26 protein-coding genes are annotated in these 24,849 nt (G+C 72.6%); 8 read left to right on the forward strand and 18 right to left on the reverse strand.

All coding sequences use genetic code 11. The annotated features are described in order from the left end of the window. Positions 1-7 precede the first annotated feature (7 nt). The 6 genes from mug to AB0J46_RS09325 form a co-directional block, all read right to left on the reverse strand. Positions 8-541 carry a G/U mismatch-specific DNA glycosylase gene (mug, locus tag AB0J46_RS09300; protein WP_364328600.1) on the reverse strand — a complete coding sequence of 178 codons (534 nt, stop codon included), beginning with the start codon at positions 539-541 and terminating at the stop codon, positions 8-10. Positions 542-572: 31 nt separating this feature from the next. After that, positions 573-1,973 (reverse strand): sugar porter family MFS transporter, encoded by a 1,401-nt coding sequence (locus AB0J46_RS09305; RefSeq protein WP_364328603.1) that lies wholly within the window; start codon positions 1,971-1,973, stop codon positions 573-575. A gap of 85 nt (positions 1,974-2,058) precedes the next feature. Then, positions 2,059-2,184 carry a hypothetical protein gene (locus AB0J46_RS09310; protein WP_364328606.1) on the reverse strand — a complete coding sequence of 42 codons (126 nt, stop codon included), beginning with the start codon at positions 2,182-2,184 and terminating at the stop codon, positions 2,059-2,061. Positions 2,185-2,244: 60 nt separating this feature from the next. Then, a complete protein-coding gene (locus tag AB0J46_RS09315; protein WP_364328609.1) occupies positions 2,245-4,704 on the reverse strand; it encodes a polynucleotide kinase-phosphatase in 2,460 nt (819 codons plus the stop codon). Continuing rightward, positions 4,688-6,178 carry a 3' terminal RNA ribose 2'-O-methyltransferase Hen1 gene (locus AB0J46_RS09320; RefSeq protein WP_364328612.1) on the reverse strand — a complete coding sequence of 497 codons (1,491 nt, stop codon included), beginning with the start codon at positions 6,176-6,178 and terminating at the stop codon, positions 4,688-4,690. Before AB0J46_RS09320 ends, AB0J46_RS09315 begins: the two co-directional genes overlap by 17 nt. A 42-nt stretch (positions 6,179-6,220) precedes the next feature. Next, positions 6,221-7,135, reverse strand: coding sequence for an LLM class F420-dependent oxidoreductase (locus tag AB0J46_RS09325; protein WP_364328615.1), 915 nt, complete (start codon positions 7,133-7,135; stop codon positions 6,221-6,223). 119 nt (positions 7,136-7,254) lie between these two features. Between AB0J46_RS09325 and AB0J46_RS09330 the strand changes: the two genes are divergently transcribed. The 4 genes from AB0J46_RS09330 to AB0J46_RS09345 are packed head-to-tail and all read left to right on the forward strand — an operon-like array spanning position 7,255 to position 11,103. Beyond that, entirely contained in the window at positions 7,255-8,253 is a 999-nt protein-coding gene (locus tag AB0J46_RS09330; RefSeq protein WP_364328618.1) for a hypothetical protein, read from the forward strand. Between the two features lie 38 nt (positions 8,254-8,291). Further along, positions 8,292-9,410: a histidine kinase gene (locus tag AB0J46_RS09335; protein ID WP_364328621.1), complete on the forward strand. Its 1,119-nt coding sequence runs from the start codon at positions 8,292-8,294 to the stop codon at positions 9,408-9,410. Further along, positions 9,407-10,507: a histidine kinase gene (locus tag AB0J46_RS09340; RefSeq protein WP_364328624.1), complete on the forward strand. Its 1,101-nt coding sequence runs from the start codon at positions 9,407-9,409 to the stop codon at positions 10,505-10,507. The genes AB0J46_RS09335 and AB0J46_RS09340 overlap by 4 nt, the downstream gene beginning before the upstream one ends. Then, positions 10,504-11,103 carry a response regulator transcription factor gene (locus tag AB0J46_RS09345; RefSeq protein WP_125646369.1) on the forward strand — a complete coding sequence of 200 codons (600 nt, stop codon included), beginning with the start codon at positions 10,504-10,506 and terminating at the stop codon, positions 11,101-11,103. Before AB0J46_RS09340 ends, AB0J46_RS09345 begins: the two co-directional genes overlap by 4 nt. A 2-nt stretch (positions 11,104-11,105) precedes the next feature. On the opposite strand, the gene AB0J46_RS09350 is transcribed toward AB0J46_RS09345, so the two are convergent. The 3 genes from AB0J46_RS09350 to AB0J46_RS09360 form a co-directional block, all read right to left on the reverse strand. Beyond that, the gene (locus AB0J46_RS09350; RefSeq protein WP_358284648.1) at positions 11,106-12,248 is read right to left on the reverse strand and encodes a DUF418 domain-containing protein; all 1,143 of its coding nucleotides are present in this window, start codon (positions 12,246-12,248) and stop codon (positions 11,106-11,108) included. Between the two features lie 69 nt (positions 12,249-12,317). Further along, on the reverse strand, positions 12,318-12,725 hold the full coding sequence (locus tag AB0J46_RS09355; protein WP_364328629.1) for an STAS domain-containing protein: 408 nt from the start codon (positions 12,723-12,725) through the stop codon (positions 12,318-12,320). Positions 12,726-12,807: 82 nt separating this feature from the next. Continuing rightward, positions 12,808-14,058: a class I SAM-dependent RNA methyltransferase gene (locus AB0J46_RS09360; RefSeq protein WP_364328632.1), complete on the reverse strand. Its 1,251-nt coding sequence runs from the start codon at positions 14,056-14,058 to the stop codon at positions 12,808-12,810. 97 nt (positions 14,059-14,155) lie between these two features. Between AB0J46_RS09360 and AB0J46_RS09365 the strand changes: the two genes are divergently transcribed. Beyond that, positions 14,156-15,796 carry an alpha/beta-hydrolase family protein gene (locus AB0J46_RS09365; RefSeq protein ID WP_364328635.1) on the forward strand — a complete coding sequence of 547 codons (1,641 nt, stop codon included), beginning with the start codon at positions 14,156-14,158 and terminating at the stop codon, positions 15,794-15,796. Here AB0J46_RS09365 and AB0J46_RS09370 read toward each other — a convergent pair. After that, complete coding sequence (locus AB0J46_RS09370) at positions 15,783-17,828, reverse strand: APC family permease (RefSeq protein ID WP_364328638.1); 2,046 nt, start codon at positions 17,826-17,828, stop codon at positions 15,783-15,785. The genes AB0J46_RS09365 and AB0J46_RS09370 overlap by 14 nt on opposite strands. 101 nt (positions 17,829-17,929) lie before the next feature. On the opposite strand from AB0J46_RS09370, the gene AB0J46_RS09375 reads away from it, so the two are divergent. Genes AB0J46_RS09375 through AB0J46_RS09385 form a run of 3 tightly spaced genes read left to right on the forward strand, consistent with a single transcriptional unit; the run spans position 17,930 to position 19,664 of the window. After that, positions 17,930-18,595 carry a TrkA family potassium uptake protein gene (locus tag AB0J46_RS09375; RefSeq protein ID WP_364328641.1) on the forward strand — a complete coding sequence of 222 codons (666 nt, stop codon included), beginning with the start codon at positions 17,930-17,932 and terminating at the stop codon, positions 18,593-18,595. After that, a complete protein-coding gene (locus AB0J46_RS09380; RefSeq protein WP_352359175.1) occupies positions 18,595-19,254 on the forward strand; it encodes a TrkA family potassium uptake protein in 660 nt (219 codons plus the stop codon). The genes AB0J46_RS09375 and AB0J46_RS09380 overlap by 1 nt, the downstream gene beginning before the upstream one ends. Before the next feature lie 2 nt (positions 19,255-19,256). Beyond that, on the forward strand, positions 19,257-19,664 hold the full coding sequence (locus AB0J46_RS09385) for a TIGR03668 family PPOX class F420-dependent oxidoreductase (RefSeq protein ID WP_364328644.1): 408 nt from the start codon (positions 19,257-19,259) through the stop codon (positions 19,662-19,664). On the opposite strand, the gene AB0J46_RS09390 is transcribed toward AB0J46_RS09385, so the two are convergent. The 8 genes from AB0J46_RS09390 to AB0J46_RS09425 form a co-directional block, all read right to left on the reverse strand. Next, positions 19,630-20,112 (reverse strand): NUDIX domain-containing protein, encoded by a 483-nt coding sequence (locus tag AB0J46_RS09390; RefSeq protein WP_364328647.1) that lies wholly within the window; start codon positions 20,110-20,112, stop codon positions 19,630-19,632. The two genes, AB0J46_RS09385 and AB0J46_RS09390, sit on opposite strands and share 35 nt — an antisense overlap. 162 nt (positions 20,113-20,274) lie before the next feature. Further along, complete coding sequence (locus AB0J46_RS09395) at positions 20,275-20,697, reverse strand: Uma2 family endonuclease (RefSeq protein WP_364328650.1); 423 nt, start codon at positions 20,695-20,697, stop codon at positions 20,275-20,277. A 3-nt stretch (positions 20,698-20,700) separates the two neighbouring features. Beyond that, the gene (locus AB0J46_RS09400; protein WP_358284632.1) at positions 20,701-21,372 is read right to left on the reverse strand and encodes a DUF3159 domain-containing protein; all 672 of its coding nucleotides are present in this window, start codon (positions 21,370-21,372) and stop codon (positions 20,701-20,703) included. Positions 21,373-21,376: 4 nt separating this feature from the next. Further along, positions 21,377-21,763, reverse strand: a complete 387-nt coding sequence (locus AB0J46_RS09405; RefSeq protein WP_352324045.1) for an OB-fold nucleic acid binding domain-containing protein — start codon at positions 21,761-21,763, stop codon at positions 21,377-21,379. A 102-nt stretch (positions 21,764-21,865) separates the two neighbouring features. Then, complete coding sequence (locus AB0J46_RS09410; protein ID WP_358284631.1) at positions 21,866-22,504, reverse strand: DUF3710 domain-containing protein; 639 nt, start codon at positions 22,502-22,504, stop codon at positions 21,866-21,868. 60 nt (positions 22,505-22,564) lie between these two features. After that, positions 22,565-23,005 carry a dUTP diphosphatase gene (dut, locus tag AB0J46_RS09415; protein WP_352324043.1) on the reverse strand — a complete coding sequence of 147 codons (441 nt, stop codon included), beginning with the start codon at positions 23,003-23,005 and terminating at the stop codon, positions 22,565-22,567. Next, positions 23,002-23,556, reverse strand: a complete 555-nt coding sequence (locus AB0J46_RS09420; RefSeq protein WP_352324042.1) for a PaaI family thioesterase — start codon at positions 23,554-23,556, stop codon at positions 23,002-23,004. The genes dut and AB0J46_RS09420 overlap by 4 nt, the downstream gene beginning before the upstream one ends. Before the next feature lie 75 nt (positions 23,557-23,631). Then, positions 23,632-24,795: an AI-2E family transporter gene (locus AB0J46_RS09425; RefSeq protein WP_364328657.1), complete on the reverse strand. Its 1,164-nt coding sequence runs from the start codon at positions 24,793-24,795 to the stop codon at positions 23,632-23,634. Positions 24,796-24,849 lie beyond the last annotated feature (54 nt).

Raw genomic sequence — 24,849 nt, forward strand, 5'->3', positions numbered from 1 at the left:
GATCCGTCTACAAGCGCAGGTCAGAGACCGCCGGTTCCGGGCCCGGGCGCAGCGAGGCGCGCAGGCGGGCCATCTCCCCGGCGATCGTGGCGACGGTCCAGTGGGCGTTGAGCCCGCTCGGGTTCGGCAGCACCCACACGCGGGCGCCGCCGACCTGCTCGGGCTGGGGGCCGATGACCGCCTTGGGCCGCGCGAAGGCCGTCCGGTACGCCGAGATGCCGAGCACGGCCAGCACCTGCGGCCCCAGCCCGGCCACCTTCTCCGCCAGCTGCCGGCCGCCCGCCACCAGCTCGTCCCTGGTCAGCTCCGCCGCCTTGGCGCTGGCCCGGGGGACGATGTTCGTGATGCCCAGCCCGTACGAGGGGAGCAGGTGCTGCTCGGCCGGGGCCAGCAGGCGCGGCGTGAAGCCGGACAGGTGCAGCGCGGGCCAGAACCTGTTGCCCGGCCGGGCGAAATGACGGCCGGTGGCCTCCGACATCAGGCCGGGGTTGATGCCGCAGAAGAGCACGTTCAGGCCGGGACCGAGCACGTCGACAAGCACGTGCCGGAGGTTAGCCCACTCCGCGGCGTGGTCAGCCCATGTCTTCCAGCTTGCGGCCCTTGGTCTCCTTGACCCATTTGGTGACGAAGAAGAAGGACAGCGCGGCGAACAGGGCGTACATGGCGTAGGTGAGCGGCAGGTTCCACTCCGACAGCGCCGGGAACGAGACGGTGATCAGCCAGTTGGCGATCCACTGCGCGGCGGCGGCGACGCCGAGCGCGGCGGCGCGGATGCGGTTGGGGAACATCTCGCCGAGCAGCACCCAGACCACCACGCCCCACGACAGGGCGAAGAACAGCACGAACACGTTGGCCGCGACGAGCGCGATCGGCCCCTGCGGGCTGGGCAGCGAGACCACGCCGCCGACCGCCCGCGACGCGCTGAACGCCCAGGCAGCGGTGCCCAGCGCGATCGCCATGCCGGCCGAGCCGACGAGCAGCAGCGGCTTGCGCCCGATCCGGTCGACCAGCGCGATCGCGATGAACGTGCCGATGATGTTGATGATCGAGCTGGAGAAGCTGATCAGCAGCGAGTTGCTCTGGTTGATGCCGACCGACTGCCACAACACCGACGAGTAGTAGAAGATCACGTTGATGCCGACGAGCTGCTGGAACGCCGACAGGACGACGCCGACCCAGACGATCGGCAGCAGGCCGAGCGCGCTGCCGCGCAGGTCCTTCAGCCCCGGCACGCGCTCGGTCCGCAGCACGTGCTGGATCTCGGCGATCCGGGCGTCGAGGTCCACGTCCTCGCCCTCGACCTCGGCCAGCACCTCGCGGGCCTTGCGCGACCGTCCCGACATGATCAGGTAGCGCGGCGACTCGGGGATGGTGGAGGCGAACAGCAGGTAGAGCAGGGCCGGGACGGCGCAGGCGCCCAGCATCCACTGCCACGCCTGCAGCCCCCACAGGTGGTTGTTGACGTCGCCGCCGGCCAGCTCGGCGATCAGGTAGTTGACGAGCTGCGAGACCGCGATGCCGAGCACGATGGCCAGCTGCTGGAACGAGCCCAGCCGCCCCCGGTAGGCGGGCGGCGCCACCTCGGCGATGTAGGCCGGCCCGAGCACCGAGGCCATGCCGATCGCGAAGCCCGCGATGACCCGCCACAACCCCAGGTCCCAGATGGCGAACGGCAACATCTGCCCGATCGAGCTGACGGTGAACAGACCGGCGGCCACCTGCATCGACCTGGTACGCCCCCACCGGTCGGCCAGCCCGCCGCCGATCCAGGCCCCGAGCGCGGACCCGAGCAACGCGATGGCCACGACGAAGCCGATCTGGACCGCTCCCACGTCGAAGTGCCGCTGGATGCCGGTGACCGCGCCGTTGATGACCGAGCTGTCGTATCCGAACAGGAACCCGCCGATGGCCGCCGCCGCGGTGATGAAGACGACGTGGCCCAGATGCTCCTGATGGGTGTACCGAGTTGCCATACAGGTCCCTTCCCCGTGATCGGGGACCTACCCGGAGATCACCTGTGTAGCGCGGCGCTTACCCAACCTTGCCACAAACCGGACGTCAGCCCCGGGTCAGCCAGAAGACCGCGATCACGACGACCGCCACCACCACCGCCACGGCGTACCGCAGCAGCGCGCGCCCGAGAGCACGCCGGACGTGGCCGGGACGGTGACGGTCGGCGGTCATCACGTTCTCCTTCTCGGGAAAGGCTCCCTCACGGGGACGGGCTCCTTCGGAGGGACGGGGTCACAGGCGCGGGTCCACCGGCTCGGACTCCAGGGCGAGCACCGCGAAGACCGGCTCGTGCACCCGCCAGCCCGCCTCGCCGTCCGCCAGGCGCGACAGCGCCTCCAGGCCGAGGGCGTACTCGCGCAGCGCGAGCGAGCGCTTCTTGCCGAGGAAACGGCGGCGCAGCACGTCGAGGGACTCGGTGTAGTCGGGCCCGTAGATGATCCGCAGGTACTCCCGGCCGCGCACCTTCACGCCGGGCTGCACCCGGCCGGGCACGTACGTGGCCGGCTTGACCACCATGCCCTCTCCCCCAGCGGCGGTCAGCGCCTCCCACCACGCGGTGGCCGCGGCCCTGGACTCCGGCGAGCCGAGCGTGACCGTCACGTTCCTGGTCGGCGCGATCAGCGGCGAGTCCAGCAGCGCCAGCGTGGACAGGTGCCAGGCGTGCGGCTCCAGCGCGGTGGCCCGTCCCTCGCAGGCCAGGATCTGGAACGGCGCCAGCCTGATCCCGTCGAGACCGTCCACCGGCCAGCAGTAGCGCGCATAGGCGTCGCGGAACAGGGCAGCGTTGTCGTAGCGGCGTCGGGTGCGGGTCAACAACCCACCCACATCCAGCCCGCGTCCGGCCGCCGCTTCCAGAGCCGTGACGGCCTCCGGCAGCGCGGCCCGCGCGGCGGCGCCGACGGAGGCGTACTGCGACCTGATCAGCTCGCCCGCCTTGGCCGACCAGGGCAGCAGCTCGCAGTCGAGCACGACCCAGTCGGAGCCCAGCTCCTCCCACAGCGGCTCGCAGGCCGCGCGCACCGCCTCGACCAGCGGCGTCATGTCCCGGAAGAACGGCCGCCCGGTACGCGTGTAGACCGCGCCGGTGCTGCCGTCGGCCACGCCGAACCGGGCCGCGGCGACCTCGGGCGTCCTGGCCAGCACGGCGACGGCCCGCGAGCCCATGTGCTTCTCCTCGCACACGACCTCGGTCACCCCCGCCGCGGCGAACTCCTCGAACGCCTCGTGCGGGTGCTCCAGGTAGCCGTCGAGCCTGGACGTCTCCGGCGGCGCCATCGTCGGCGGCAGGTAGACCAGCCAGCTCGGGTCGACCGCGAACCGGCTCATGACCTCCAGTGCGGCGGCCGCGTTCTGCTCCAGCACCTTGACCCGGCCGCCGAAGCGGGTCTCGACGTGCCGGGTGCCGATCACGTCGCCGACGTCGAGCATGCCGGGCTCGCGGGCGGGGGCGCCGAGCGGCTTGGCCGGCTCGTACCAGACCTGCTCGGCCGGCACCTGGACGATCTCGCGCTCGGGGTAGCGCAGCGCGGTCAGGTGGCCGCCGAAGACGCAGCCGGTGTCCAGGCAGATCGTGTTGTTGATCCACTCGGGGGTGACCGTGGGCGTGTGGCCGTAGACGACCATGGCCCGGCCGCGGTACTCGTCGGCCCACGGGTAGCGGACCGGCAGGCCGTACTCGTCGGTCTCGCCGGTGGTGTCGCCGTACAGGGCGAAGGCGCGCACGCGCTTGGAGGCGCGGCCGTGGTAGGACTCCTTCAGCCCGGCGTGCGCGACGACGAGCCGGCCGCCGTCCAGGCGGTAGTGGCTGAGCAGGCCGTCCATGAACGTCCGGGCCCGCTCGGCGAACTCGGGCGGCCCGGCGGCGAGCTGGTCCAGCGACTCGCGCAGGCCGTGGGCGACGGTGACCTTGCGGCCGTTCATCGCCCGCACGAGCTTCTGCTCGTGATTGCCGGCCACGCAGATCGCGGTGCCCGCTTCGACCATGTCCATGACCAGGCGCAGCACGCCCGGCGTGTCGGGCCCGCGGTCGACCAGGTCGCCGACGAACACGGCGGTGCGGCCCTCGGGGTGGGTCAGGCCCTGCCAGCCGAGCTTGGCCAGCAGCGTCTCCAGCTCCGAGCGGCAGCCGTGCACGTCGCCGATGATGTCGAACGGGCCGGTCAGCTCGGTCCGGTCCGACCACGCCTTCTCGTAGGTGATCTCGGCGGTGTCGATCTCCTCCAGGCCGCGCAGCACGTGCACCCGCCGGAAGCCGTCGGCGGAGATCTTGGACAACGAGCGGCGCAGCTCCTTGCGCTGGCGGATCACCACGCCGGGGCCGAAGTCGCGGTCCGGACGCGCGGCGTTGCGCTCGATCGCCACCTCCTCGGGCGTGTCCAGCACGATGGCGTCGGCCAGCACGTCGTGCTTCCTGGCCAGCTCGATGAGGCTCTTGCGGGCGGGGTACTGGACGTTGGTGGCGTCCACGACGGTGAACAGCCCCCTGGCCAGGCGCACGCCGACGATGTGGTGCAGCAGGTCGAACGCCGCCGGCGTGGCGGCCTGGTCGTTCTCGTCGTCGGACACCAGGCCGCGGCAGAAGTCGGAGGAGATGACCTGCGTGGGCTTGAAGTGCCGGCGCGCGAAGGTGGACTTGCCACTGCCGGAGACGCCGACGAGCACCACGAGGGACAGCTCAGGAACGCTGATCACGGGTGAAGACTCCCATCTGGGTGGGCGGGCCGACCTCGGGGTCGTCCTCGCCGACGGGTTCGACGGCGACGTGGTAGCCGTACCGGGCGGCCACCCGGGCGGCCCAGGCGGCGAACTCGGCCCGCGTCCACTCGAAGCGGTGGTCGGGGTGGCGCAGGCCGGTCAGGAACTCGTAGCGCACGTTGTGCTCGATGTTGGGGGTGGTGACGAGCACGTGGCGCGGCCGGGCGCGGCCGAACACGACGCGTTCGAGCGCGGCCAGGCGCGGCGGGTCGACGTGCTCGACGACCTCCATGAGCACGGCGGCGTCGTAGCCCGCCAGGCGCTTGTCGGTGTAGGTGAGCGCGCCCTGGAACAGCGTGAGCCGGGCCCGCTTGCTGTCGGGCATGCGGTCCAGGCGCAGCTTGCGGGCGGCGATGGTGAGCGCCAGGGAGGAGACGTCCATGCCGGCGACGCGCGCGAACCTGGGCCTGGCCAGCAGCGCGGCGACCAGCTCGCCCTGCCCGCAGCCCAGGTCGATCACGCTCGTCGCGCCGACCTCTTCGAGCCTGCGCAGCACGGCCTCGCGCCGCAGCGTGCTGAGCGGCCGCGCCTTCCGCGCCGCGCCCGCCTCCTCACCCCCGCCTTCGGCAGCGCCTTCGACCGCCTCGGCCTCCGCGACGGCGGCCTCGTCGGCCGCGGTCTCCCCGGCGGGGGCGTCCTCGGCGAGCGCCGGCTCCAGCTCCTCCTCGGTCTCGTCGCCGAGCTCGGCCAGCCTGGTCAGCGCGGTGCGGGCCAGCGCCCAGCGCCGCCCGAAGTAGCGCCGGGCGATCAGGCCGCGCTCCGGATGACCGCCGAGCCAGCCCGCCCCCGCCCTGACCAGCTTGTCGATCTCGTCGGATGCCATCCAGTAGTGCTTGCCGTCGTCGAGCACGGGCAGCAGCACGTAGAGGTGGTTGAGCGCGTCGGCCAGCAGGACGGTCCCGCTCAGGGTCAGCCGCACGTACCGGGACTCGCCCCATTCGGGGAAGCCCTCGTCGAGCGGCAGCGTCTGCGCCTCCACCGCCCACCCCAGCGGCTCGAACAGCCGCCGGGCCAGCTCGGGGCCGCCCCGGCAGGGCAGCGCGGGCACCCGGATCTCCAGCGGCAGCGGGATGCCCGGCAGCTCGGGACGGGCCTTGCAGCGGCCCGCCCGCGCGGTGCGGAAGACGTCGGCGAGCGCGACGGCCAGCAGCGAGGAGGCCGCGTACGGGCGGTCGTTGACGTACTGCGACAGGCTGAAGTCGGGCGAGTTCCGGCCGCGCGAGCGGACCAGCGCGATCGGGTCGACCTCCAGCAGGAGGGCCGCCGTGCAGCGCTCCTCGCCCGCCTCCGGGTAGAACACCGTGGCCGTGCCGAACGATTGGCCGAACTCCTGCACGCGCTCGGGATGCTTGTGCAGGAGGAAGCCCAGGTCGGTGGCCGGCGCGGCGGTGGTCGTGATCGTCAGCAGCACGTGCCAAGTGTGCCGTAGCCGGACGAAGCCCCGCCAACGGAATTACACGTGCGGCAGGACCTCGGCGGCGATGAGCTCCAGGTGCTCCAGGTCGGCCAGGTCGAGGACCTGGAGGTAGATGCGCTCGGCCCCGAGCTTGGCGAAGGCGCCCAGCTTGGCCAGTACCTCCTCGGGGGTGCCGCACAGGCCGCCCTCGCTCAGCGCGCCGGGATCCTGGCCGATGGCGGCGGCGCGCCGCTCGATCTCGGCCTGGTCGGCGCCCACGACGACGGTCTGCGCCGCCGACAGGATCAGGCCGCGGCCCGCCTCGTCGGCCGCCTCCCGGACCCGCGCGAACGCCTGCCCGGTGTCGGCCAGGGTGCGGAACGGTACGTTGTACTCGTCGGCGTACGCGGCCGCCAGCCGGGGCGTGCGCTTGGCGCCGAAGCCGCCGATGATCACCGGCGGGCGGGGCCGCTGGACCGGCTTGGGCAGCGCCGGCGAGTCGACCAGCCGGTAGTAGCGGCCCTCGAAGGAGTAGGAGTCCTTCGCCGTCCACAGGCCGGTGACGATCTCCAGCTGCTCCTCGAACCGGCCGAACCGCTCGCCGAGCGGCGGGAACGGGATGCCGTACGCGGAGTGCTCCCCGTCGAACCAGCCGGTGCCGAAGCCCAGCTCGACCCGGCCGCCGCTCATCTGGTCGACCTGGGCCACGCTGATCGCCAGCGGGCCGGGCAGCCGGAACGTGGCCGGCGTCACCAGCGTGCCGAGCCTGATCGTGGAGGTCTCCCTGGCCAGGGCGCCGAGCGTCACCCAGGCGTCGGTGGAGCCGGCGCCGGGGTCGCCGGGGCCGATGCGCTGGTAGTGGTCGGACCGGAAGAAGGCGTCGAACCCCAGGCGTTCCGCGGCCTGGGCGACGGCGAGCAGGTCGTCATAGGTGGCGCCCTGCTGGGGCTCGGTGAAGATCCGCAGCTTCATGAGGCTCATTATCCGCCCACATCGGACGGCGACCGGAAAAGCCCCGCGCCGTCCGGCGAAGGCTTGCTACCTTCACCAGCAACCGCTGAAAGTAGCCGATCGATCACGATGGGTGGCATATGTCGCGGAAAGCAAGAGAGTCCGGCACGCTCCCCCGCCCGCTGGCGGTGCTCGCCGCGCTCGCGCTCGCCGGAGCCACGGCCCTGGCGATCCGGATGTTGCCCGCGGGCGCCGAGCCCGCGCCGCCGTCCGGCGCCGCTCCCGTCCGCTTCGCGCCGCCGGAGCGGCCGGCGGCGGCCCGGCAGCCGCCGCGTTCGTTCGTGGGGTTCGTCGACACCGCCCGCGACCCGGGCTTCGACCTGGCGGCCGAGTCGCGTGCCACCGGCGTCGCCCGGTACGCGCTCGGCCATCTCGTCGCCGGCGACGACGGCTGCCTCGTCCGGTGGGCCGGGCCGCCGCGGCCGGCGGGCGACCCGGTGGCCGCGGGGCTCGGGCGGCTGAGGGCGGCGGGGGGCGACGCCTTCCCGGTGTTCGGCGGGCCCGGCGGGGACGACCCGGCCGTCACGTGCACCAGGCCGGGCGGTCTGGCCACCGCCTACCGCAGGGCGGTCGGCGCGTTCGGGGCCGCCGCGGCGGGGTTCGAGATCCGCGACGCCGACCCGGCCGCCGCGCTGCGCAGGGCGCGGGCGCTGCACGCCCTCGAAGGGGAACGGCCGCTGCGGGTCTTCTTCACCCTGCGCCTGACACCGGACGGCCTGGACGCGGCCGACCTGGCGGTGCTGCGCGCGACCCGGCGGGAGGGCGTCCGGGTGGACGCCGTCGAGCTGCTGGCCGAGATGGAGCCGCGCACCGGGCCGCAGGGGCGGCTGCGCAGGCTGGGGTCGGCCGTGCGGGCGGCGGCCGGGCAGCTCGCGCGGGCCTACGGCCTGCCCGGCGAGGAGCAGGTGTGGGAGCGGCTCGCCCTGACCCCGGTGCTCGCCGGGCCCGGCGATCTGGACGAGCCGGAGGCCCGCAAGCTGTCGGAGTACGCCGTCCGGCACGGGCTGGCCTGGTTGTCGCTGCGCGGCGCACCCCCCAAACCGGAAATATCCCGCATTCTCTGGAAGACCCACTCCTGACATAGGATTTTCCCCGAATCCAGGGGGTGAGGACGACGATGGCGAGCCGTGCCGCGAGCGCGCGCAAGATCCTCATCTACTGGATGGACGCCATGGTCATCCTCCTGGGCCTGGTGTTCGTCACCCTCGTCCTCATCTACGTCACGCGCGGCCTGATGGGCGTCCCGCAGGCGCTGCTCGCGATCGCCTTCCTGGCGGGCCAGTTCACGCTGTTCCCCACCGTGCTGCGGGCCGCCTTCGACGACCGGCCGCGGCCCACGGCGAAGCTGCTGGTGTCCGGGGTGTGCGCGGCCGGCTCGGTGCTGCTGCTGCCGCACGACGAGATGGCGAGCACGGCCACCTGGCTGGAGACCGGCGTCCTGTGGGTGTCGGTGGTCGCGTTCTACCTGCCGCTGTGGGCCACGGCCTGCCTGGGCGCCGCCGTGACCGTCCTGGTCAGCGCGTACGTCGTGCTGATCACCGACCGGTCCTGGGCCGGCACGCTGATCCCCGAGGCGGCCAGTTGCGCGCTCATGGTCGCGGCCATGCTGCTGTGGCGCTGGCTGTGGTGGACGATCAGGGACGCCAACGACGGCCAGGAGGCCAAGGCGCGCCTGGCCATCGCCGAGGAGCGCCTGCGCTTCGCCCGCGACCTGCACGACCTGCTCGGCCGCAGCCTGTCGGTGATCACGCTGAAAAGCGAGCTGGCGGCCAAGTTGTCGGCCAAGGACCAGGCCAGGGCCCTGGCCGAGATGGACGCGGTGCGCGAACTGGCCCGCGACTCGCTGGCCGAGGTGCAACTGGCCGTGGACGGCTACCACACGCTCGACCTGGACACCGAGCTGGCCGGCGTACGGTCGGCGCTGGAGGCGGCCGGCGCCCGCTGCCTGATCGAGACCAGGGCCGGCGACCTGTCCCCCGCCGGGCGCGCGCTGCTGGCGTGGGTCGTGCGCGAGGGCGGCACGAACGTGCTCAAGCACAGCTCGGCCACCACCTGCGCGATCACGATCGAGGGCGGCGTGCTGGAGATGCGCAACGACGGCGTCAAGGACCTCTCCGCGGCCCCGGGCAGCGGCCTGCGCGGCCTGTCGGAGCGCCTGACCACGGCGGGCGGCTCGCTCTCGGCCGCCCCGACGCCCACCGGCGAGTTCCTGCTGCGCGCGGCGGTGCCCGCGTGAGGCGGCCGACCCGGCTGGACAAGGTCCGCTGGCTGATCGTCTACTCCACCGACATCATCCTGCTGGTGTCCGCGACCGGCTTCTACAACCTGTACGTCCTCGGGCAGAGCCTCGACCTGCCCCGGCAGGTGTTCGTGGCCGCCGGCGTGCTGCTGCTGGTGTTCATGGCGCTGGCCACGCGGCCGTTCCGGATCGCCGTGCGCGGCGGACCCCGCCCGACGGCGCTGCTGGCCGTCGCCGGGGTGCTCGCCCTGGTCCTCGCGGCCGGCACGATCCTGTACACCGTGCCGGTGTGGCTGGCGATGCTGGCGCCCTTCGTCCGCCGCCGGACGATCGTCACGTTGTCGGTCGGCTGGATCGCCGTCCTGGTGGTCGTCCTCGCGCTGACCATGGGCCTGCCCGTGGAGATGTTGTCGGCGGTCGTGGTGCTGGCCGTGTTCACCGGGATCGGCGTGGGCGGCGTGCTGGCGAACCTGTGGCTGTGGCGGGTGGCCAAGGAGGCGCACGAAGGACAGGAGGCCAGGTCCAGGCTGGCCGTCTCGGAGGAACGGCTGCGCTTCGCCCGCGACCTCAACGACCTGCTCGGGCAGAGCCTGGCCGACGTCTCAGCCAGGACCGCCCGCGCCGCCGGCTCGCTGCCCGGCGACCCGGCCGCCGCCGAGCGGGCCATGTTCGAGGTGCGCGACCTGGCCAGGCGGTCGCTGCGCGAGGTGCGGGCCGTGGTGCAGAACTACCGGGCGCTCGACCTGGACGAGGTGCTTTCCAGCGTCCGGGCGGTGCTGGAGGCGGCCGAGGTCCGCTGCACGGTCCGGGCCGACACCACGGCGCTGGCCCCGGAGGCGCGCACCCTGCTCGCCACCGTCGTCCGCGAGGGCGCCACCAACGTGCTCAAGCACAGCAAGGCCGAACGCTGCACGATCACGATCGAGAACGGGGTCCTGGAGATGTCCAACGACGGGGTGAGCGGCCCGGTGGGCGAGCACGCGGCCAACGGGCTGGCGGGCCTGGCCCAGCGGGTCGGCGCGGCGGGCGGCGTGCTGCGGGCCGAGCCGACGTCCGACGGCGGCTACCTGCTGCGCGCGGCGGTGCCTGCATGACCACCCGCGTGCTGCTCGCCGACGACGAGCACCTGATCCGCGGCGCGATCGCCGCCCTGCTCGACCTGGAGGACGGCATCGAGGTCGTCGCCCAGGTGGGCCGGGGCGACGAGGTCGTGGACGCGGTCGCCGAACACCGCCCCGACGTGGCCGTGCTGGACATCGAGATGCCCGGCATGGACGGCCTGAGCGCCGCCGAGCGGATCAGCGCCCAGTGCAAGATCGTCATCCTGACCAGCCTGGGCCGCCCCGGCTACCTGCGCAGGGCGATGGCCGCCGGCGTGAGCGGCTTCCTGGGCAAGGACGCCTCCGCCGAGGAGCTGGCCATGGCGATCCGCAAGGTCATGGCCGGCGGCCGCTACCTGGACGCCGAGCTGGCCGCCGCCGCGATGGCCGCCGGCGACAGCCCGCTGACCGAACGGGAGCGCGACGCACTGCGCCTGGCGGGCGACGGGGCGACGATCTCCAGGATCGCCGGCGAGCTGCACCTCACCGAGGGCACGGTGCGCAACTACCTGTCCAGCGCCATGACCAAGCTCAACGCCCAGAACCGGCTGGAGGCGATCCGCACCGCCCAGCGCATGGGCTGGCTCTGACCTCAGCGCCAGTTGGTGATCCGGCGCAGCACGTACTCCACCGGGCCGTGGCGGTGGGTGCGCAGCCAGCGTCCGCTCGCCCACACGAGCACGGTGTAGATCACCAGGGCGACGCCCATCACCGCGATCGGTGACAGCCTGCCCGCGAGGGCGAGCCCGTACCCGGTGAAGACCAGGGCGATGAGCAGCGACTGGCCGACGTAGTTGGAGGCGGCCACCCGTCCCGGCGCGGCCAGGACGCGGCCCGCCGCCGGGAAGCGGCCGATCAGCCGGAGCAGGGTGGCGACGTAGGCGGCGGCCAGCAGGATCGAGGTGAGCGTGTTGACCGCGCCGCCGAGCAGCTCGACCGCGCCGGTCCGGCCGGACGTCCAGGCGTACAGCAGGCCGCCGGGCAGGCCGACGCCGAAGCCCGCCCACTGGACGCGGGCCAGCAGGCGGGGCCGCTGCCCGAGGCCCTCCAGCAGCCTGGACTTGCCGGCCGCGAGCCCGAACAGGAACATGGCCAGCGCGGTCGGCCCCTGGAAGAGCCAGATCATCGCCACCAGCGGCGGGTAGAGCTCGGTCTGCATCGTCAGGAAGTCCAGCGGCCCGCCGGTGGCCAGGGCCAGCACGCGGGCGGCCGCCGCCGGGTCGGCCGCGGCGGGCTGCCCGGCGGCCGGGTCCAGGGTGGACAGCCAGGCGAGGGCCAGCCAGAACAGGGTCAGCGCGCCGATGATCGAGGAGCCGGCGATGACGGCCGTCCTGGGGCTGAGCCCGCGCAGGGCCAGCAGGACCAGGCCGAGCACGGCGTACAGGGTGAGGATGTCGCCGATCCACAGCAGCAGGCCGTGGGCCAGCCCGATGACGAACAGCGCCAGGCAGCGGCGCAGCGTCCTGGCCCGTACGCTCGCCCCCGCCCGCTCGGCCGCCCGCATCTGCAGCGTGAAGGAGTACCCGAACAGGAACGAGAAGATGATGTAGAACTTCGTCAGCACGAACGCCGTGATCGCCAGAGCCACGGGCCCGTCGGGGATGGGCATGGCGCCCGACAGCGCGTACCCCGGGTCGGCCAGGAAGCCGATGTTCGCGACCAGGATGCCCGCCAGCGCGAACCCGCGTACGGCGTCGATCTCCTGGACGCGTCCGGCGAGGGTGGTTTGCGTCATGCCCCGACGCTAGGGACGCCTGCCCGCGCGGCGCGTCCGTCCTTGGTCTGGACGGGCGTGACCAAAGGCTCAGCGGGGCGGATCGGCCTCGGCGGCGGCCACGGCAGCGTCGGCCGTGGGGTAGACCGGCAGGTGCGCGTCGACCCCGGTGATCTCCAGCAGCCGGGCGGGGGCGCCCTGCGGGGCCGCGAGGTAGACGCGCGCGTCGTGCGTGCGCGCCTCCTGGTGGCAGGCGAGCAGGGCGTGCAGCCCCGAGCTGTCCATGAACGTCATCGCGCTCAGGTCGAACACCACGTGATCGGCCGGACGCGCCCTGGCCTGCCGGACGTGCTCCCGTAATCGCGTGTGGTTGGTGGCGTCGACCTCACCGCACACCTCGATCACGGTCACGCCGGGCAGGTGCCGATGGCTCATCGTCAGCGGCGTCATCGGCGGCCTGTCCGATCCTGGGCGGCCCGCGCCTCCGGAGGCGACCATGGATGCACGATAGACAGCTTCACCCGCCCGGGGTTCCGGCAAACCGTCACGATGAGGTCACGCCTTGGCCGGGGGGCGGCGGTCAGCGCTTCACCAGCAGCGCCACGCACTCGACGTGGTGGGTCATCGGGAAGGCGTCGAAGGCACGCAGGTCGGTCAGCTCGTAGCCGAGCTCGCCCAGCCACTTGAGGTCTCTGGCCAACGTCGCCGGGTCGCAGGAGACGTAGACGATGCGCAGCGCCTCCAGCCCCGCGACGCGCTCCACCACCTCGCGCCCGAGGCCCGACCGCGGCGGGTCGACCACCACGAGGTCGGCGCGCTCGATCTGGAACCGGTCGAGCGCCTCCTCGACCCGGCCGCGCTCGACCCTGGCCTGCGGCAGGTCGCGCAGGTTGGCGCGGGCGTCGCGGACGGCCGCCGCGTCGGACTCCAGCCCGAACACCGCGCCCTCCGGCCCGACCGCCTCGGCCAGCCCGGCCGCGAACAGGCCGACCCCGCAGTAGAGGTCGAGCGCCCACTCCCCCGGCTCGGGCGCGGCGTAGGCCAGCACCGCGTCGAGCAGCGTCTCGGCCGCCCCAGGGTGCACCTGCCAGAAGCCGCTGCCCGCGACCCGGAACTCGCGGTCGCCCACGTGCTCGCGCAGCACGCCGGAGCCGCGGCGCGGCACCGTGCGGCCCTTGCCCTGGTCGAGCAGGATCGAGGCGGGCGCGTCGAGCTCGGGCACGCTCACGCTGCGCCGCGGGCGCGGCGAGACCACCACGGCACGGTCGCCGCCGGCGGAGGCGATGACCTCGATGCCGGCCGCGCCGGGCCACTCGTGGTCTTCGGCCGCGACCGCCTCGACCTCGGGGTGGGCGATCAGGCAGGCGTCGACGACCTCGATCTCGTGCGAGCGGTGCCGGCGGAAGCCCAGCTCGCCGGCGGGCGTGGCGGCGAACTGCACGCGGGTGCGCCAGCCGAGCCCGTCCTTGGCGCCGGGCACCTCCTCCACGACGACCTCGCGCTCGATTCCCGCCAGCCGGTGCAGCTGCTCGGCCACGACCTGGGCCTTGAGCCGGCGCTGCGCGTCGAGCGTGGCGTGCTGCCAGTCGCAGCCGCCGCAGCGGCCGGGGCCGGCGTACTGGCAGGGCGGGACGACGCGGTCGGGCGACGGCTCCAGGATCTCCACGGCGTCGGCGCGCAGGAACCGGCTGGTCTCCTCGGTCACGTCGGCGATCACCCGCTCCCCTGGCAACGCGTGCCGGACGAAGACCACCCGCCCTTCATGGCGTGCCACACACCAGCCGCCATGCGCGACCGGACCGACCGTCAGCTCCAGAGATGCCTGTTCCACACCCCCACCCTATGGTGAGCCGCCACGGGCGACGTCCTCGTCCCCCGCCTCGCGCCCCGGACGCCCACTTTCCGGACTTGAGTCACTACTGTGGGTGATGATGGACAGAAGTCGGGTGGTGCGCCGGCGGCTCGGATTCGGGGGCACGCTGCTGGCCGTGCTGTTCGCCTGCGCCTCGCTGACGCCGTCACTGCTGCCGCGCACGTGGCTGTTCCAGGGCGTGATGGGCGCGGTCACCGGCATCCTCGGCTACGGCGTGGGGGCCACGGCGGGCGCGCTGGGGCGGGCGGCGATCCCGTACCGGCTGCCGGAGCGGGGGCGGCGGGCCGCCTGGCAGATCATGGTCGGCGGCTGCTCGGGGCTGACCGTCGTGGCGCTCTGGTACAGCATCGACTGGCAGCGCGACGTGCGGGCGCTCATGGGCATGGACACCCGGATCACCTGGTTCCCGCCGGTGATCCTCGCGGTGGCGGTCACGCTCTTCGCGCTGTGCCTGCTGCTGGCCCGTCTCGTCCGGCTGGCCGGGCGCAGGCTGATCGACTGGCTCGACCGGTACGTCCCCGCCTACGTGGGCCACATCGCCGGCGTGCTGATCGTCGCCTCCGTGGTCGCGGTGCTCGCCGACGACGTGCTGTTCTCGGGGTTCCTCAACACGATGAGCGACGTCTCCTCGGTCACCAACCAGGGCACCCATCCGGGCGTGCGCAGGCCCGGCTCGGCCAAGGTGTCCGGCGGGCCTGGGTCGCTGGTGGCCTGGGACTCCCTGGGCCGCGAGGGCCGCCGCTTCACCGGCACCGCCTCCACGGTCTCCGAGCTGACCGCCTTCTCCGGCCACCCGGCGACCGAGCCCATCCGCGTGTACGTCGGCCTCGGCGCCACCTCCTCGCCCCGGCAGCAGGCCGCGGTGGCCGTACGGGAGCTGGAACGGACGGGCGGCTTCGGCCGTCCGGTGCTCGCGGTGCTCGGCACCACCGGCACCGGCTGGGTCGACCAGCACATCGCCGACTCGCTGGAGTTCATGTACAACGGCGACACCGCCATGGTCGCGGTGCAGTACTCCTACCTGCCGAGCTGGGTGTCGTTCCTGGCCGACCGGCACAAGGCGGCGGCCGCCGGGCGGGCCCTGTTCGAGGCGGTGCGCGCCAGGTGGGACCGGCTCCCGCCCGGCCACCGGCCCCGGCTGCTGGTCGCCGGCGAGAGCCTCGGCTCCTACGAGCTGGAGAACGCCTTCCGCGATCTGACCGACCTGGTCGCCCGGACCGACGGCGCGCTGTTCGTCGGCCCGCCCAACGCCAACCACATCTGGGACCACCTCACCGCCCACCGCGATCCCGGCACCCCCGTCTGGCGGCCGGTCTACCAGGGCGGCAGGACGGCCCGCTTCGCCCAGCACCCGGCCGACCTGTGGCGTCCCCAGAGCCCGTGGCCGCCGCCGCGCGTGGTCTACCTGCAGAACGCCACCGACCCCGTCGTGTGGTGGTCGCCCACGCTGATCTACCACCGGCCCGCCTGGCTGGAGGGCCCGCGGGGGCCCGGGGTGAACCCGCAGATGAACTGGTTCCCGCTGGTGACGTTCTGGCAGGTGCTGGTGGACATGACGGCGGCGATGTCCGTGCCGCCCGGCCACGGCCACCGCTACGGCGCCAACATCGTGGACGGGTGGGCCGCCGTCGCCGCGCCGCCGGGCTGGACGGCGTCCGACACGTGGCGGCTGCGGACGCTGGTCAGCGCGCCTTGATCTGCCCCTCGTCCTTGACGGTCTGGTGCCAGGGACGGCGCACCGCGCCCGGCGCGTACGGCTCGGGCCGGCCCTTGAGCCGGTCGGAGGAGTGGAGCTGCCAGGGCACGCTGGTCACCATGACGCCCGGCTTGAACAGCAGCCTGGCCTTCAGCCGCAGCGCGCTCTGGTTGTGCAGCAGGTGCTCCCACCAGTGGCCGACGACGTACTCGGGGATGAAGACGGTGACCACGTCGCGCGGCGAGCGGCGGCGCAGGGTCTTGACGTAGTCGAGGATGGGCTGGGTGATCTCGCGGTAGGGCGAGTCGAGCATCTTGAGCGGCACCGGGATGCCGCGCCGCTCCCACTCCTCCTGCAGCTGGCGCGCCTCCTCGCCCTCGACGCCGACCGTGATCGCCTCCAGCGAGGACGGCCGGGTGGCGCGGGCGTAGGCGAGCGCCCGCATGGTCGGCTTGTGGATCTTGGAGACCAGCACGATCGCGTGGTTGCGGGCCGGCAGCATGGCGGGCTCGTAGTCGTCGGTGATCTCCAGCTCGGTCGCGACCTTGTCGTAGTGGCGGCGGATGCCCTTCATCATGAGGAACAGCACCGGCATCGCGATGACCACGATCCACGCCCCGACCAGGAACTTGGTCAGCAGCACGACGATCAGCACCAGGCCGGTCATGATGGCGCCGAAGAAGTTGATCACACGCGAGCGGTGCATCTGGTGGCGGACCTGGCGGTCGGTCTCCGTCTTCAGGTGACGGGTCCAGTGGATGACCATGCCGGTCTGGCTGAGCGTGAAGGAGACGAACACGCCGACGATGTAGAGGTTGAGCAGGCGGCTGACGTCGGCCTGGAAGCCCCACAGCAGCAGACAGGCGCCGAGGGCCAGGATGATGATGCCGTTGGAGAAGGCCAGCCGGTCACCGCGGGTGTGGAGCTGGCGCGGCAGGTAGCGGTCCTGGGCGAGGATCGAGCCGAGCACGGGGAAGCCGTTGAAGGCGGTGTTCGCGGCCAGGAACAGGATGAGCGCGGTCACCGCGGAGATCACCACGAACGGCAGCGAGCCGCCGCCGAACACCGCGTCGGCCACCTGCGAGATGATCGGCTGCTGGTAGTAGCCCTCGCCGACCGGGGTGCCGTCGGGCCTGAGCAGGTCGTGGGCGACGACGCTCGGCTCGGCCACCCGCACGCCGGAGGCCAGCCCCAGCGCGATGATGCCGCCGAACATGGTGATGGCGATCAGGCCCATCATGAGCAGGGTGGTGGCGGCGTTCTTGCTCTTGGGCTTGCGGAAGGCGGGCACGCCGTTGCTGATGGCCTCGACGCCGGTCAGCGCGGCGCAGCCGGAGGAGAAGGCGCGCAGGATCAGGAAGGCCGCGGCGAAGGAGGCCAGGTTCGTCTGCTCGGGCCGGATGGTGAACCCGGCGCTGGGCGCCTGCAGCTCGTCGCCGAACACCAGCAGCCGGATGCCGCCCCAGGCGACCAGGCCCATCACCGCGAACATGAACGCGTACGTGGGGACGGCGAAGGCGGCGCCGGACTCGCGGATGCCGCGCAGGTTGACCACCGTGAGCAGGATCACGATGATGATGGCGATCGCGGGCCGGTGCTCGGCCACGAACGGGATGGTCGCGCCGACGTAGTCGACGCCGTTGGCCACCGACACCGCGACGGTCAGCACGTAGTCGACCATGAGGGCGCTGGCGACGGTCAGCCCCGCGTTCTTGCCCAGGTTGGTGGTGGCCACCTCGTAGTCGCCGCCACCGCTCGGGTAGGCGTGCACGTTCTGGCGGTACGACGCCACGACCGTGAGCATCACCACCACGACGGCGAGGGCGATCCACGGACTGTAGGAATAGAACGAGACGCCGGCCAGCGACAGGATGACCAAAATCTCCTGCGGAGCGTAGGCCACCGAGGACAGCGCGTCACTGGCGAAGACCGGCAGGGCGATGCGTTTGGGCAGGAGTTGCTCGTGGAGCTGCCCGCTTCGCAGGGCACGTCCCACGAGCACGCGTTTGACAAGATCCGTTACCTTCGCCACGTAACGAGATGCTAGCCGCATGCCGATGCCCTAAACGCGGCGCTCCCCCATCGGGCCATACTGGTGTCGAGCAACCGGCCGACCGCGAAGTGCGGGGGAGTATGCATATTGTGATCATGGGATGCGGCAGGGTCGGTTCGACCCTCGCCCACATCCTCGAGGACAGCGGCCATTCCGTCGCCATCATCGACCGTGACCCGCAGGCGTTCCGCCGCCTGCGCGCGGGGTTCCGGGGGCGGCGGGTGACCGGCGTCGGCTTCGATCGCGACGTGCTCACCGAGGCCGGCATCGAGTCGGCGGCCGCCTACGTCGCCGTCTCCAGCGGCGACAACTCCAACATCATCTCCGCGCGCGTGGCCCGCGAGACGTTCGGCGTGGACAACGTGGTGGCCCGCATCTACGACCCCCGGCGGGCCGAGGTCTACCAGCGGCTGGGCATCCCCACGGTGGCCACCGTCCGCTGGACGGCCGACCAGATCCTGCGCCGCATCCTCCCCGAGGGCGCCGAGCCGCTGTGGCGCGACCCCACGGGCACGGTCGTGCTGGCCGAGGTGGCCGCCAACCAGGCCTGGATCGCCACCCGCGTCGTCGACCTGGAGAGCCGGGCCGGCGCCCGCGTGGCCTTCATCAACCGCATGGGCGAGGCCCTGACCATCACGGACGAGACCGTGGTGCAGGAGGGCGACCTGCTCCACGTCATCGCGGCCGAGAACGACATGGACCGGATCAACAAGGTGCTCGCCGCGGCGCCGGGACAGGACGACTGATGCGCATCGCCATCGCCGGCGCGGGCGCCGTGGGCCGTTCCATCGCCGCCGAGCTGCTGGAGAACGGCCACGAGGTCCTGCTCATCGACGTCGACCCGCGCGCGATCAAGATCGACAGCGTGCCGCGCGCCGAGTGGCTGCTCGCCGACGCGTGCGAGATCGCCTCGCTCGACGAGGCCGGGCTCGGCAACTGCCACGTCGTGGTGGCCTCCTCAGGCGACGACAAGGTCAACCTCGTGGTGTCGCTGCTGGCCAAGACCGAGTACGGCGTGCCTCGCGTGGTGGCCCGCATCAACCACCCCAACAACGAGTGGCTGTTCAACGAGTCGTGGGGCGTCGACGTCGCCGTCTCGACGCCGCGGCTGCTGAGCGCGCTGGTGGAGGAGGCGGTCAGCGTCGGCGACCTGGTGCGGCTGATGACGTTCCGCCAGGGCCAGGCCAACCTGGTCGAGCTGACGCTGGCCGACGACGCCCCGGTGGTGGGCCAGCGCGCCGGGTCGGTGCCGTGGCCGGTCGACTCCGCGCTGGTGGCGATCCTGCGCGAAGGCCGGGTGCTGGTGCCCACCGCCGACGACCCCCTGGAGGCCGGCGACGAGCTGCTGTTCGTGGCCAGCCAGGAGGTCGAGGAGGAGCTCGCCCACCTGCTCTCGCAGCGCTGAGCATGGACGCCGGCCGCGCCCGGTCGTTGTTCGAGGGCGCCCGCGTCGCCCGCCTGGCGACGGCCGACGCGGGCGGGGTGCCGCGCGTGGTGCCCGTCACCTTCGCCGTTCTCGGGAACGACGTGGTCACCGCCGTCGACCACAAGCCGAAGAGCACCCACGACCTGGCGCGGCTGCGCGACATCCGGGCGAACCCGCGGGTCAGCCTGCTCGCCGACCACTACGAGGACGACTGGACCAGGCTGTGGTGGGCGCGCGCCGACGGCACGGCGACCGTGCGCGAGGACGGCCACGACGCCGCCCTGCGGGCGCTGGCCGGCAAGTACGACCAGTACCGGCGGCGGCCGCCCGAAGGGCCGGTGATCGTGGTCGCGGTCAGTCGGTGGTCGGGGTGGGCGTACTCGGGATGAGCAGGTCGCGGTGGGCGCCCTGCAGGCCCTCGGGCAGGTCGTCGGCAGTGACCCAGCGGGCTTCGAGGATCTCCAGCGGGTCGATCCTGAGCGTGCCGCCGACGAGCCGGGCCTCGTAGGCCACCTCGGCCCGCAGCCCGAACCCGCTGCGCACGCGCAGCAGCCGGCCGGTGCGCACGCGCAGGCCGGTCTCCTCGAACACCTCGCGCTCGACCGTGCCCTCGAACGTCTCGTCCCGCCTGGCGAACCCGGTGGGGAAGCCCCACTGCCGCCCCTCCTGCCACAGACGGTGACGCAGGACGAGCACCCGGCCGTCGGAATCGCGTACGAGGCCGGTGACGCCGACCATGAAGGTGGCGTGGGTCAGCCACAACACCCGCCAGCGAACCCGCCCGCCCAGCGCCTTCCACACCCGCGCCACCACCCAGCCCACCACATTCCCCCTCATCTCCCCCAGACTCCCACGCCCACCGACCTTCCGCTCCCCCGCTCCGACGCCGGCAGCTCGCGCGCCACGGCGAACCCGATGCCGCCCGGCGGCTCACCCCGGTCGCCACCGCCAGGGGGCCCTCGTCCATGGCTCGTCCGAGCATCATGGCGGGTCGAGAGGTCAGAGGTGATGGATCCGGCTCAGGTCGACGTCGAGGTGGAAGGGGACGGTCAGCTTGAGCCTGTGGTGGTGGATGCCGGTGAGCGCGTAGGCGCGGGTGGTGGGGTCCCGCTCGTAGACGCGGACGACGGGCTCGCCGCCGTCGTCGCGCACCGCGCCCGCCCTGACCACGCTGACGTCCGGCTGCGGGCGCTGGCGGGCGCCCAGAATGACGCTCATCCCCCGCCGCACCCGGAACTCCAGGGGGACGGCCCGGCGAAGGCCGGCGACGAGCAGATCGACCACGGTCGAGCGGAAGGACGACTGGGGGCCCGCGAAGACCAGCCTCCCGTCGACCAACTCCGTACGTGCGGGCAGGTCAGGCAGACGGTCGAGGTCTTCCGCGACGAGACCCCCAGGCGCGACCCGCCCGTCCTCCGGCACGGGTCAGGCCGGGGCGACCGGGGGCTTGATGGGGGTGCGGCCGCGGCCGAGCAGCCAGAGCATCGCGGCCAGGGCCGCCACCTGCAGGGGCCAGCCCATCACGATCTTGGCGAAGCCGAGCGCGGCCACCGCCTCGTCACCGCCGCCGAACAGGTAGACCGGGCCCTGCACGGCCACCCGCACCACGCACGGCACCATGAGCAGCCAGGTCAGCCGCGTGCAGAGCCGGACGACGCCCGCGTCTTTGTGCCAGCCCACCGGGTCGTTGGTGACCGAGCCGATGAGGAACCCGACGACCGGCCAGCGGGTGACGATGGACACCAACATGCCCAGCGAGTACGCGCCGTTCCACAGGATGCCGGGCAGGAAGTAGTCTTTCGCGTTGCCGGTGCGGCTGGCGAAGAACGCGCCGATGGCGATGCCGATCAGGCTGTTGATCACGAACTGCGGCGTGGACCGCTGGACCACCCTGACCAGCAGGAGCACCACCGAGAGCGAGATGCTGACGATGAGCGACGTCTTCAGGTCTTCGGTGACGATCCACGAGACCGTGAAGGCGATCGTCGGCACCGCGGCCTCGATGATGCCGCGGACGCCGCCGAAGGCCTTGGCGAGCTGGGCTCGCACCGCCGACTCGACGGTCTCGTGCGCGGCCTCTTCCGCCTCAGCACTCACCTGATCAACTCCCTGGGCGCAGTTCGTATCGCGGATTGAACATCACCTTGCGCCCGTCCTGCATGCTGACCAGGCCCTCGGCCTTGACCGTACGGCCCGGCTCGATGCCGACGATCTTGCGGCGGCCGAGCCACACCAGGTCGATCACGTCGGACCCGTCGTACAGCTCGGCCTCCAGGGCGGGGGCGCCGCCCCTCGGACGCAATGTCACCGTACGTAGCGTACCCGCTACACAGAACCTGCGGCGCCCGCCACACGACACGATGGGCGTCGCGCCGACCTCGTCGGCGTCTTCCCGCAGTTCCTGGGCCTCGATCTCCGACTGGGTCGTGGCCAGCCGGCTGAAGAAGCCGCGCAATCCCCCGCGTTTCGGAGGCTCTGCCGTACTCATGATGGTTCAGCCTATGTGATGGTAAGCCGTCAGCGAATAGCCGATGGGGGGTCTTGGGAATGTCGCCGGGCTGGGCCGGGCGGGGGCCCGGAGATGTAACGCTCAGCGGGTCTCGCTGATTTCCGGGCCGCGCTTGAAGGGGCTGAACGCCGGGCGTTCGTCCTGCTCGCCGGCCTGCCGCTCGTGCGGACGGCTCAGCGTGATGGGCTCCTCGCGGGCCATCGGCTCGTCGCCGCGCACGACCACGACGTCCTTGACGAAGTCGATGAACGCCCCGGAGACGCGCTCGTCGAGGGCGCCGGGGCCGGTGATGGCGGCCAGCAGGAACCAGCGCGGGCCGTCGATGCCGATGTAGCGGGCCGCCCGGCTGCCGCCCTCCATGGCGACCTCGCCGGCCAGCTCGACGCCGAACGGGCCCTCCCGCTCCTCCAGCGTCTTGGCCTGGGCGACGATCTTGGTCCTGACGTCGTCCCACAGACCGGCCGAGCGCGGCGCGGCCAGGGCCTGGAGCTGCAGCGAGCTGTCCTCGTACAGGACGACGACACCGACGTGCTGGTCGCCGAGCGAGGCCAGGCGCACGTCGAAGTCGGGGTTGTGCGGCAGCCGCAGGCCGCCGAGGTCGATCCTGTCCGTGTCGGGGTGGGGCTCGTCGGCGTCCCACGGGCCGGACTCGCGGGTAGGGGCCGGGGACTCCTGCTCGGCCACCGTCTCCGGCTGCTCACGACGACGACGTCGGAACACGTTCCTCACTCTCCCTGTTCGCGGGGCCGGAGCCCCAGGCTTTGCTTCGGGCCGGCCGCTTCAGCGGCCCGTCGATCCGAATCCGTTGGCGCCGCGCACCGAGCCGGGCAGGCGTTCGACCTCGTAGAAGGCCGCGCGCTCGACCCGCTGGACGACGAGCTGGGCCACCCGGTCGCCGCGCTGGAGGCGGAACGGCTCCTTGGCGTCGGTGTTGATCAGCGTCACCTTGATCTCGCCCCGGTAGCCCGCGTCGACGGTGCCGGGGGCGTTGACGAGCGTGACGCCGTGGCGGGCCGCCAGGCCGGAGCGCGGGTGCACGAACGCGGCGTAGCCGTCGGGCAGCGCGATCGCCACGCCGGTGCCGACCACGGCCCGCTCGCCGGGCAGCAGCTCGACGTCCTCGGCCGCGTAGAGGTCGGCGCCGGCGTCGCCCGGGTGGGCGTAGGACGGCACCGGCAGCCCGGTGTCGAGCCGCTGGATGAGGACCTCCACGTCGCTCACGGGTTCACCTCGAAGTCCTGGTGTTCGGCGGCGATGGCCGCAAGGTCGCCGTGCTCAGCGAAGTGTTCCATGCTCACCTCGATGAACAGCGCCGCCGCGCGGACGGCGACCGGTCCGTCGGGGGCGCCGACGCGCCCCTCAGCCTCAAGGTACGCCTTCCTGCCCGTGATCCCGTTGCACCAGGCGCGCAGGTGGAGTGTCGTGCCCACGGGAACGGGGAGAAGGTAGTCGGTCTCCAGCCGGGCGGTCACATAGGGCTTGTGGAACAGGTAGACCGACATTCCGATGACCTCGTCCATCGCGGCGGCCAGCACGCCGCCGTGGGCGAGCATCGGCGCGCCCTGGTGGGCCTCCCCCACGGTGAACTCGGCCTCGACCGTGACGCCGTCGGGCGTGGCGGCCTTCAGGTGCAGGCCGGTCGGGTGGTCGCCGCCGCAGCCGAAGCAGCGGCTGTAGTGGGAGCCGAGGGAGCTGCCCGGCGCCGGGGCGCCGGGATGGGCCGCGGGCGCCGAGGCGTCCGGCGGCGGGGTGGTGAGGGAGGAACGCGTCACGGGTGACGAGGTTACTCGCTGCGGCCCCTGGACTCGCCCTCGACACCGGATCGGAACCACCCGGCGCGCTCCGCGTCAGCCCACCGCGGGAACCGCACCCCCGGACGGCGGCTCGCCGGCGGGAGGGGCGCCTCCGGACGGCGGTTCCTCCGCCGGCGGCTCGTGGTGGGGCGGTGGCGGCAGGGCGGGCGGTTTGTGGCGCAGCTCGGGCAACGCCCGGTAGATCACCGCCGCGACCGGCACGGCCACGGCCGCTCCGGCGATGCCCGCCAGGATGCCGCCGACCGACAGCACCAGGATGATCGCCAGCGGGTGGAAGTTGAGCGCCCTGCCCACGATCAGCGGCTGGAGCACGTGGTTCTCCAGCTGCTGCTCGACGATGAGGATGCCGAGGAAGATCAGCGCGTAGACCAGGCCCTTGGCGCCGAGGGTGACGAGGGTGGCGACGGTGCCGGCGAAGAAGATGCCGACGATGGGGATGAAGCTGGCGAAGAAGATCAGCACCGCCAGCGGCGCCCACAGCGGCACCCCCATGCCGGCCAGCACGATGCCCATGATGAGGCCGTGCACGGCGGCCACGGCCACGGTGCCCTGGACGTAGTGGGAGAGCGTGGTCCAGGCCGCCCGGCCCGCCCGGTCGACCCGCGGCGACATCGAGCCGAAGGCGCGCAGGAACCACGACCAGATGCGGTCGCCGTCCTTGAGCAGGAAGAACGTCACGAACAGCAGCAGCACGATGGACGCGAGCACCTCGATCGCGACGGCGCTGGCCGACAGCACCGTGCCGGTGATGGCGGTGCGCTGGGCGTTGACCATCGTGGCGATCTCGTCGACGTAGCCGGTGATCTGGGCCTGCTTCAGGTGCAGCGGGCCGGTGATCAGCCACTCCTGGACCGAGCGCGCGGTGGCCTGCACCTGTGTGACCAGGTTGGGGAACTCCTCGCTGGCCCGCGCGCCGACCAGCCAGCCGGTGCCGGCCAGGACGGCGAGCGCGACCAGCATGGTCAGCCAGGTGGCGTAAATGGGCCGCAGGCCCGCCCGCCGCAGGCTCTTGGTCAGCGGGAACAGCAGCGCGGTCAGCAGCAGCGCGATCGCCACGGGCAGCGCCACGAAGGTGAGCCGGGCGATCGCCTGGACGAAGAAGTAGACGACCACGCCGACGAGGATCAGGCACCCGCACCATGCGGCCATCTTGGCCAGCACGGGCGGTACGAGTGTGGTGGGGCGGTCGATCTGCACGTGTTCAAGACTGGCACGTCCGGGCCGGGGATGCGCGCCGATAAAACGCCGAGA

The sequence above is a fragment of the Nonomuraea sp. NPDC049758 genome (assembly GCF_040674635.1).
In the GTDB taxonomy this organism is placed as follows: domain Bacteria; phylum Actinomycetota; class Actinomycetes; order Streptosporangiales; family Streptosporangiaceae; genus Nonomuraea.

Bases quoted from the DNA above. Each gene is read 5' to 3' on its own strand.
- AB0J46_RS09310 (WP_364328606.1), bottom strand. From the start codon at position 2,184: ATGACCGCCGACCGTCACCGTCCCGGCCACGTCCGGCGTGCTCTCGGG.
- AB0J46_RS09375 (WP_364328641.1), top strand. From the start codon at position 17,930: ATGCATATTGTGATCATGGGATGCGGCAGGGTCGGTTCGACCCTCGCC.
- AB0J46_RS09390 (WP_364328647.1), bottom strand. From the start codon at position 20,112: ATGAGGGGGAATGTGGTGGGCTGGGTGGTGGCGCGGGTGTGGAAGGCG.
- AB0J46_RS09335 (WP_364328621.1), top strand. From the start codon at position 8,292: ATGGCGAGCCGTGCCGCGAGCGCGCGCAAGATCCTCATCTACTGGATG.
- AB0J46_RS09405 (WP_352324045.1), bottom strand. From the start codon at position 21,763: ATGAGTACGGCAGAGCCTCCGAAACGCGGGGGATTGCGCGGCTTCTTC.
- AB0J46_RS09385 (WP_364328644.1), top strand. From the start codon at position 19,257: ATGGACGCCGGCCGCGCCCGGTCGTTGTTCGAGGGCGCCCGCGTCGCC.
- AB0J46_RS09345 (WP_125646369.1), top strand. From the start codon at position 10,504: ATGACCACCCGCGTGCTGCTCGCCGACGACGAGCACCTGATCCGCGGC.
- AB0J46_RS09330 (WP_364328618.1), top strand. From the start codon at position 7,255: ATGTCGCGGAAAGCAAGAGAGTCCGGCACGCTCCCCCGCCCGCTGGCG.
- AB0J46_RS09365 (WP_364328635.1), top strand. From the start codon at position 14,156: ATGATGGACAGAAGTCGGGTGGTGCGCCGGCGGCTCGGATTCGGGGGC.
- AB0J46_RS09380 (WP_352359175.1), top strand. From the start codon at position 18,595: ATGCGCATCGCCATCGCCGGCGCGGGCGCCGTGGGCCGTTCCATCGCC.
- AB0J46_RS09350 (WP_358284648.1), bottom strand. From the start codon at position 12,248: ATGACGCAAACCACCCTCGCCGGACGCGTCCAGGAGATCGACGCCGTA.
- AB0J46_RS09305 (WP_364328603.1), bottom strand. From the start codon at position 1,973: ATGGCAACTCGGTACACCCATCAGGAGCATCTGGGCCACGTCGTCTTC.
- AB0J46_RS09325 (WP_364328615.1), bottom strand. From the start codon at position 7,135: ATGAAGCTGCGGATCTTCACCGAGCCCCAGCAGGGCGCCACCTATGAC.
- AB0J46_RS09355 (WP_364328629.1), bottom strand. From the start codon at position 12,725: ATGGTCGCCTCCGGAGGCGCGGGCCGCCCAGGATCGGACAGGCCGCCG.